We start from the raw sequence: 7,224 nt of genomic DNA on the forward strand, positions 1-7,224 counted from the left end.
CTCCGGCGCTGCGGTCAAGGCCGGTGACCTGCTGGCCCAGCTGGACACGGCGGCCGAAGCGGCCCAGCTGCGGGCGGCCGAGGCCGAATTGGCCCTGGCCAGGACCAGTCTCGACCGGATCAGCCAGCTTCTGGCCAAGACATCCGTCTCCCGCTCCGAGCTGGACGCCGCCGAGGCCCGCTTCAAGGCGGCCGCCGCCCAGCGGGACGCCATCCAGGTGGCCATCGCCAAGAAGGCCATCGTCGCCCCTTTCGCCGGCCGGCTGGGGATCAGGCAGGTCAGCCTAGGCCAGATCCTCGCCGAGGGCGACCCGGTGGTGAGCCTTGTGGCCCTCGACCCCATCCACGTCGACTTCCAGCTGCCGCAAGGTCAGCTGCCCCAGATCCGGGTCGGCCTAGCCGTGGGCATCGTTGCGGATGCCTTCCCCGGTGAAGAGGCGGAAGGCCGCATTACCGCGGTCAGTGCCCAGGTGGACGCCGCCACCCGCAACATCACGGCTCAGGCTACCCTGCCCAACCCCGGCGAGCGCTGGCGGCCGGGCATGTCGGTGCAGGTGGCGATGCATCTCCCCGGTGCCGAGGAGGTGCTGGTCATCCCGGCCACCGCCGTCCTGTACGCCCCGTACAGCGATTCGGTGTTTGTTGTGGAGGAGAAGGTGGACGTTTCCACCGGCGCCAAGGCCCTGTCCGTCCGCCAGCAGTTCGTGCGCCTGGGCCGCAAGAAAGGGGATTTCGTGGCCGTGGCCTCCGGGCTCGCCGCCGGCGACACGGTGGTGGCCACCGGTGTCTTCAAGCTGCGCAACGGCCAGGCGGTGGTGAAGGACAACACCCTCCTGCCCTCCTTCCAGTTGGCCCCCGATCCCGCCAACAGCTAACGCCATGGCCCTCACCGATCTCTTCATCCGCCGCCCGGTGCTGGCTCTGGTGGTCAATCTCGTCATCATCATCGCCGGGCTGCAGGCGATCCGCTCCCTCAATGTCCGCCAGTACCCCCGAAGCGAGAACGCCTCAGTGACGGTGACCACCGCCTACGTGGGCGCCAGCGCCGAGCTGGTGCGGGGCTTTGTCACCAGCCCCCTGGAGCGGGCCATCGCGGCTGCCGATGGCATCGACTATCTGGAGTCCCAAAGCAGCCTGGGGGTCTCCACCATCACTGCTCGTCTCAAGCTCAACTACGACGCCACCAAGGCCTTGGCGGAGATCTCCTCCAAGGTGGATCAGGTGCGCCGGGACCTGCCCCCCGAGGCCGAGGTGCCGGTGATCAACATCGAGTCTGCGGACAGCCGCTTCGCCTCCGCCTACCTCTCCTTCACCTCCGACGTCCTGGCCCAGAACGAGATCACTGACTACCTGGTGCGGATCGTCCAACCCCGGTTGTCCGCCCTGGCCGGGGTGCAGCGGGCCGATATCCTGGGCGCCCGCACCTTTGCCATGCGGGTCTGGCTGGATCCGGCCAGGATGGCGGCGCACCACCTTTCGCCCAGCCAGGTCCGCCAGGCCCTGGCCGCCAACAACACCCTGGCTGCCGTCGGCCGCACCAAGGGCTCGATGATCCAGGTCAATCTCACCGCCAACACCGATCTGCGCTCGGTGGAGGAGTTCCGGCAGCTGGTGATCCGGGAGGAGAGGGGTGCGGTGGTCCGGCTGCGGGATGTGGCCCAGGTGGTGCTGGGGGCCGAGGACTACGACGCCGAGGTGCGCTTCTCGGGCCAGACCGCGGTGTTCATGGGCATCTGGCCCCTGCCCAACGCCAACTCCCTGGATGTCATCAGCCGGGTGCGCACCGAGATGGCCAGCATCGAAAAGGGGCTGCCCAGCGGGCTCACGGCCCGGGTGGCTTATGACGCCACCGACTACATCCGGAACGCCATCGAGGAGGTTCTGAAGACCCTGGGCGACACCCTGCTCATCGTCGTGGTGGTCATCTTCCTGTTCCTGGGCTCCCTGCGATCGATCTTCATCCCGGTGGTGGCCATCCCCCTGTCCCTCATCGGCGCGGTCTTCCTCATGCAGGCCTTCGGCTTCACCGTCAACCTCCTCACCCTTCTGGCCATCGTCCTGTCGGTCGGTCTCGTGGTGGACGACGCCATCGTGGTGGTGGAAAACGTCGAGCGCCACCTGCGTCTGGGCAAGTCCCCCCTGGAGGCAGCCCTGCAGGGCGCCCGGGAGCTGGTGGGGCCGATCATCGCCATGACCGTCACCCTGGCGGCAGTCTATGCCCCCATCGGCCTCCAGGGCGGCCTCACCGGCTCACTCTTCCGGGAGTTCGCCTTCACCTTGGCCGGCGCGGTCACCATCTCCGGGGTGGTGGCCCTGACCCTGTCGCCGATGATGTCCGCCCACCTGCTGCAACCGGCCGGGGCTGGCAGGGGACTCGCCGGCCGCATCAGCCGCGGCTTCGACCGGCTGAAGGCGATCTACGGCCGCTGGCTGGCCGGCACCCTCCGGGCCCGGCCGGCGGTCTACCTGGTCTGGCTGACGTTCAGTCTGGTGACCGTGCCGATGTTCGTGATGTCGCCCCGGGAGCTGGCCCCGACCGAGGATCAGGGGGTGATCTTCGGCATCGTCGAGGCGGCGGCCAACTCCACCCTGGACCAGAACAGCTTCTTCACCGCCGCCGTCAACCGGGCCTTCCTGTCGGTGCCCGAGAGCCGCTTCACCTTCCAGATCACCTTCCCGGCCTCCGGCTTCGGCGGCATGGTGGTCCAGCCCTGGAATGAACGGGAGCGGACCATCTTCCAGATCATGCCCGAGGTGCAAGGCAAGCTCGCCGCCATCCCCGGCATCCAGGTCTTTCCGGTGACCCCGCCGGCCCTTCCGGGCGGCGGCCAGTTTCCGGTGGAGCTGATCCTGGCCAGCACCGCCGAGGCGCCCGAGATCCTGGGCTTTGCCCGGGAGCTCCAGGCCAAGGCCATGACCTCCGGCCTCTTTGCTTTCCCGCCCATGGTGGATCTCAAGATCGACCAGCCCCAGGCCGAGGTGGTGATCGACCGGGACCGGGTGGCGGATCTGGGGCTCGATCTCGCCCGGGTGAGTGGTGATCTGGGCAGCATGCTGAGCGGCAACTTCGTCAACCGTTTTTCCATCGCCGGCCGTTCCTACAAGGTGATCCCGCAGATCGCCCGGGCCGACCGCCTGATTCCGGACCAGCTGGCACAGATCCACATCAGCGGCCCGGAGGGCCAGCTGGTGCCGCTGGCCACGGTGGCCAGCCTGCAGGAAGCCACGGTGCCCCGCTCCCTGAACCGCTTCCAGCAGCTGAGCGCGGTGAAGCTGAGCGGCGTGCCGGTGCGGCCCCTGGACGAGGTCCTGACCTTCCTGGAGACGGAGGCGGCGAAGATCCTGCCCAAGGGCTATGTGGTCGATTACACGGGCGAGTCGCGGCAGCTGCGGAGCGAAGGCAACCGCTTCCTGCCTGCCTTCGCCCTGGCGGTGACCCTGATCTTTCTCGTTCTGGCTGCCCAGTTCAACAGCTTCCGGGACCCCTTCGTCATCCTGGCCGGGTCGGTGCCCCTGGCCATGTTCGGGGCCCTCATTTTCACCTTCCTCCAGATGCCGGATCCCAACCTCCCCTTCTGGACCAGGGGGTGGACCACCACCATGAACATCTACTCCCAGGTGGGGCTGGTGACCCTGGTCGGGCTGGTGGCCAAAAACGGTATTCTCATCGTCGAGTTTGCCAACCAGCTGCAGCTCCAGGGCCGCAGCAAGCTGGAGGCGGTGCAGGAGGCGGCCGTCACCCGCCTGCGGCCCATCCTCATGACCAGCACCGCCACCATCGCCGGTCATTTCCCCTTGACCCTGGTCACCGGCGCCGGGGCGGCGGCCCGGAACTCCATCGGCCTGGTGCTGGTCGGGGGGATGGCGGTGGGCACCCTCTTCACCCTCTTCGTGGTTCCCTCCATCTACATGCTGGTGGCCCGGGACCACCGCCGGGATCGGCTGCAGGCCGCAGGCCGGGACGAGTGATCGGCGGGCGGAGCGGCTCAGCCGGCCGGCCGCGTTTCGCCGGCCGCGGCTGGGGGCTTGGGGTGTGGCGGTGGGGAGAGGCTCATCGCCGTGGCAGCGCCAGGGGGCGGGAGCGGCGGGGTGGTGCCGCCGCGGCGGGAAGGGGGGAAGCCGGCCACCAGGGAGGCATCCCCGGGGGATCCACCTGCAGCCGGCTGCTGTCCGCAGGGCCTACATCTTCTCCAGCTGCTTTTTCGCCTGCTCGGCCTGCTCGCTCTTGGGGAAGTCAGCGATGAGCTTCTTGTACAGGATCCTGGCCGTTTCCTTGTTGTCTGGGCCTTTGAGCTGCTCGAAGGCCAGGCCCTGCTTGAGGAGGGCGGCGGCGGCCTTCTCGTGGGTGGGGAAGTCGTTCAGGACCTTCTGGTACTCCAGGATCGCCATCTCGAATTCTTCGAGGCGATAGAGGCTGTCTCCCAGCCAGAACCGGGCGTTGGCCACCATCTTGCCCTGGGGATACTTGGCCAGGTAATCGCCAAAGGCCTGGCGGGCCTCGGCGTACTGGTTGTTGCGAAAGAGACCCAGGGCCGCATCGTAGAGGGCCTGTTCCCGGGTGGAGTCCGTGGCTGGCCCGGCAGGGGTGGCCGCCGGCTCGGGCTCGCCGGGCTTGCGCTTGGCGGAGGCCGGCTCCAGGGGCTGGGGGCCGCCGGGGAACGCCGGCGCGGCGGGCTTGGCCGGCGGCGCTGTCACGGCCAGGTCGGCCGCGGTGTCGATGCGGGCTCCCTTCAAGGCTTCCACCTCGCCTTCCATTCTGGCCAGCCGCTGGCCAAGGCCTTCTACCGTGGTGGCCAGCCCGTCGAGGCGGGTCTGCAGATCGGTCTTGGCGCTCTGGTAGTCGCTGGACAGGCGCTGCTTCTGGTGGGTGACCTCGTCCATGCGGCCGCCAACCCGCAGGAGCTCGGCCTTGAGCTGGTCGAGCAGGTCGCCCATTTCAGCCTGGCGGCGCTGCACCGCCTCCAGCTCGCTGCGCTCGGCCTTGCCGCGGGAAGCGGCCTGCTGGCCGCGGAGGTCCTCCAGGTCCCGCCGCAGGGTTTCAAGATGGGTGTCGTTCTGGCGCACCCGCTGATCCAGGGTGACGATGTCCTGCTGGGCCGCGCACTGCACCAGAAAGGGCGCGACCACAGGCAGGAGGACAAGGGCAAGCCTGTTCATGACCGGTTCCTCCTCCGGGATGAAGGACGTTCGACGATGCGGCTCTTCTTACCAGAAACAGGCGCCGGTTGCCAAGAGGGTGGCTTCACTCCTCCAGCCGCGGCGACCACTGGGGGCTGGACTGGTTGCCGGCCATGGGCAGCAGAGTGCGGATGGCGCCGCCCTGGCTGAAGATGGTGCAGATGTCGGACTTTCTGCCGTTGCCGCGGGTGAAGACGATCTGGCGGCTGTCCGGGGACCAGGAGGGCGCCTCGTGGTCGGCCCCTCCGGGGGTGAGCTGGGTGGGTGCCCCGCCGTCCGGGGAGACCAGAAAGAGGTTGTGAAAACGCTCCACCTGGCCGGTGAAGGCGATCCACTTGCCGTCCGGCGACCAGGCTGGCGCTGTGTTGTAGCGGCCTTCGTAGGTGAGACGCTGCACCGCCCCAGAGGCCACGTCCATGACAAAGATCTGGGGGTTGCCGGCCCGGTCCGAGCAGAAGGCGATCCTTTTGCCGTCCGGCGACCAGGAGGGGGAGACGTTGATGCCGGCTCCGGAGGTGAGCCGGCGTTGGACGCGGCCGTCCAGGCCGATGAGGTAGAGATCCGGATTGCCGTCCACGGACAGGGTGATGGCCAGGCTGCCGCCGTCCGGCGACCAGGCGGCGGCCATGTTGAGGCCTTTCTGGGTGGAGATCGCCTTGGTGTACTTGTCCTGGGACAGATCGGTGATGTAGAGGTTGGGATTGTCCCGGTGCAAGGAGACGTAGGCCAGGCGCCGGCCGTCCGGCGCGAAGCGGGGCGAGGCGGTGATGCTGTGGTGGGCGGTGACTTGGCGCACCGAGTCGCCCAGCACGTCGGCCAGGAAGACCTCCTTGTTGCCGGTATGGTCGGAGACAAAGGCGATTCTGGTCAGGCTCACCCCCCGCTCGCCGGTGAGCTGGAGGATGACCTCGTCGCAGAAGCGGCGGATCATGGTCTGGCGCTGGGCCCATTCCCCCCGGTAGCGGCGGCCCAGGAGCATGCTCGGCTCCTCGTTTCGCAGGTCCAGCAGCCGCATCTCCATGGAGATGATGGAGCCCTCGAGGTCATAGCTGCCCAGGATGGTGAAATCCATCTTCAGGTCCTTCCAGGCCGCATCCTGCACACCGCCATAGGTCTTGGGGTCCAAGACGGCGATGAAGCCATGGAACGTCAGTGCCCGATCCAGCCAGGCGCTCATCTCCTTGCCCGGGTCCAGGGCCGGGCCTGGCCGGCCGGTATCCAGGAAATAGGGCACCGCGATGGGGATCTTCCGGAGCTCCGGCGAGGTGATGTCCACGTAGATGCGGCCGCAATGGCCAGTGGAGGCGCGAAGCAGGAGGATGGCGGCCAGAAGGGCCGCGGCAAGGGGCAGGGATCGTTTCATGGCAGATTCCACACGGCGTGAGAGGTTGGGAACGGCCCGGGAGGTCAGTCCACAGCGCCGCCGGGCCGGAAGCGCAGGCCGAACTCCAGATCCTCGTCCTTGAGGGCTGGAGGGAAGGGCGGCAGGGGCGAGGAGTCCTTGATGGCCTTCATCACCGACTGATCGAACTGCCGGTCCCCGGACTGTTCTTCAAAGAAGCTCTTGTCGATTTGGCCGTTGCGGGTGACCCGGATCACCGCCACAGCCAGGAGCTTGTCCTCCCACTTGGGGAGGTCGTAAAGGATCCAGTTGGCGCTGATCTGGCTGATGATGGCTGCCAGATACCGGCGCAACGCCTCGTCCAGCTCCGAGCCGCCGCCACCTCCCCCACCGGCTGCCGGCGACGGCGGGCCCGGCTGGGGGGCAGCGGGCGTGGTGGCCTGGGCCTGGATGCGCGAGCGCAAGAGGTCCACCGCCTGGCTCACCTGGCGCTCCGCCTGCTCCGCCTCCCGCCGCTGCCGGATCTGGTCCTGGATCCGTTTGAGGGCATCGTCCACCCGGGCGGTCTGGGTGGCGGCCTTGGTCTTGGCCTCCTTCTTCTGGACCACCTTGCGGGGCTCCAGGGAGATGGCCTCCTTGGGCTCCGGCTTGGGCACCGCCACCGGCTTCGGCTCCGGCTTCGGCTCCGGCTTCGGCTCCGGCTTC

General features: G+C 68.2%; 5 protein-coding genes. 2 read left to right on the plus strand and 3 right to left on the minus strand.

Annotated elements, in window-relative coordinates; all coding sequences use genetic code 11:
- Both AB1634_17965 and AB1634_17970 read left to right on the plus strand, forming a co-directional pair.
- Window positions 1-874: efflux RND transporter periplasmic adaptor subunit (locus tag AB1634_17965; protein ID MEW6221402.1), on the plus strand; the 874-nt coding region annotated here is incomplete at its 5' end.
- A 4-nt stretch (window positions 875-878) separates the two neighbouring features.
- The gene (locus AB1634_17970; GenBank protein MEW6221403.1) at window positions 879-3,968 is read left to right on the plus strand and encodes an efflux RND transporter permease subunit; all 3,090 of its coding nucleotides are present in this window, start codon (window positions 879-881) and stop codon (window positions 3,966-3,968) included.
- 210 nt (window positions 3,969-4,178) lie between these two features.
- On the opposite strand, the gene ybgF is transcribed toward AB1634_17970, so the two are convergent.
- From ybgF to AB1634_17985, 3 genes are all read right to left on the minus strand, one after another.
- The gene (gene ybgF, locus AB1634_17975) at window positions 4,179-5,156 is read right to left on the minus strand and encodes a tol-pal system protein YbgF (GenBank protein MEW6221404.1); all 978 of its coding nucleotides are present in this window, start codon (window positions 5,154-5,156) and stop codon (window positions 4,179-4,181) included.
- An 85-nt stretch (window positions 5,157-5,241) separates the two neighbouring features.
- The gene (locus tag AB1634_17980; GenBank protein MEW6221405.1) at window positions 5,242-6,540 is read right to left on the minus strand and encodes a protein TolB; all 1,299 of its coding nucleotides are present in this window, start codon (window positions 6,538-6,540) and stop codon (window positions 5,242-5,244) included.
- Window positions 6,541-6,584: 44 nt separating this feature from the next.
- Window positions 6,585-7,224 (minus strand): energy transducer TonB (locus AB1634_17985; protein MEW6221406.1); only part of this gene is annotated, 640 nt, incomplete at its 5' end.

It is taken from the genome of Thermodesulfobacteriota bacterium, assembly GCA_040755095.1.
Classification (GTDB): Bacteria; Desulfobacterota; Desulfobulbia; order Desulfobulbales; family JBFMBH01; genus JBFMBH01.

Excerpts from the sequence above, each read along its gene's own strand:
- AB1634_17970 (MEW6221403.1), top strand. The coding sequence starts at position 879 with ATGGCCCTCACCGATCTCTTCATCCGCCGCCCGGTGCTGGCTCTGGTG.
- ybgF (MEW6221404.1), bottom strand. The coding sequence starts at position 5,156 with ATGAACAGGCTTGCCCTTGTCCTCCTGCCTGTGGTCGCGCCCTTTCTG.
- AB1634_17980 (MEW6221405.1), bottom strand. The coding sequence starts at position 6,540 with ATGAAACGATCCCTGCCCCTTGCCGCGGCCCTTCTGGCCGCCATCCTC.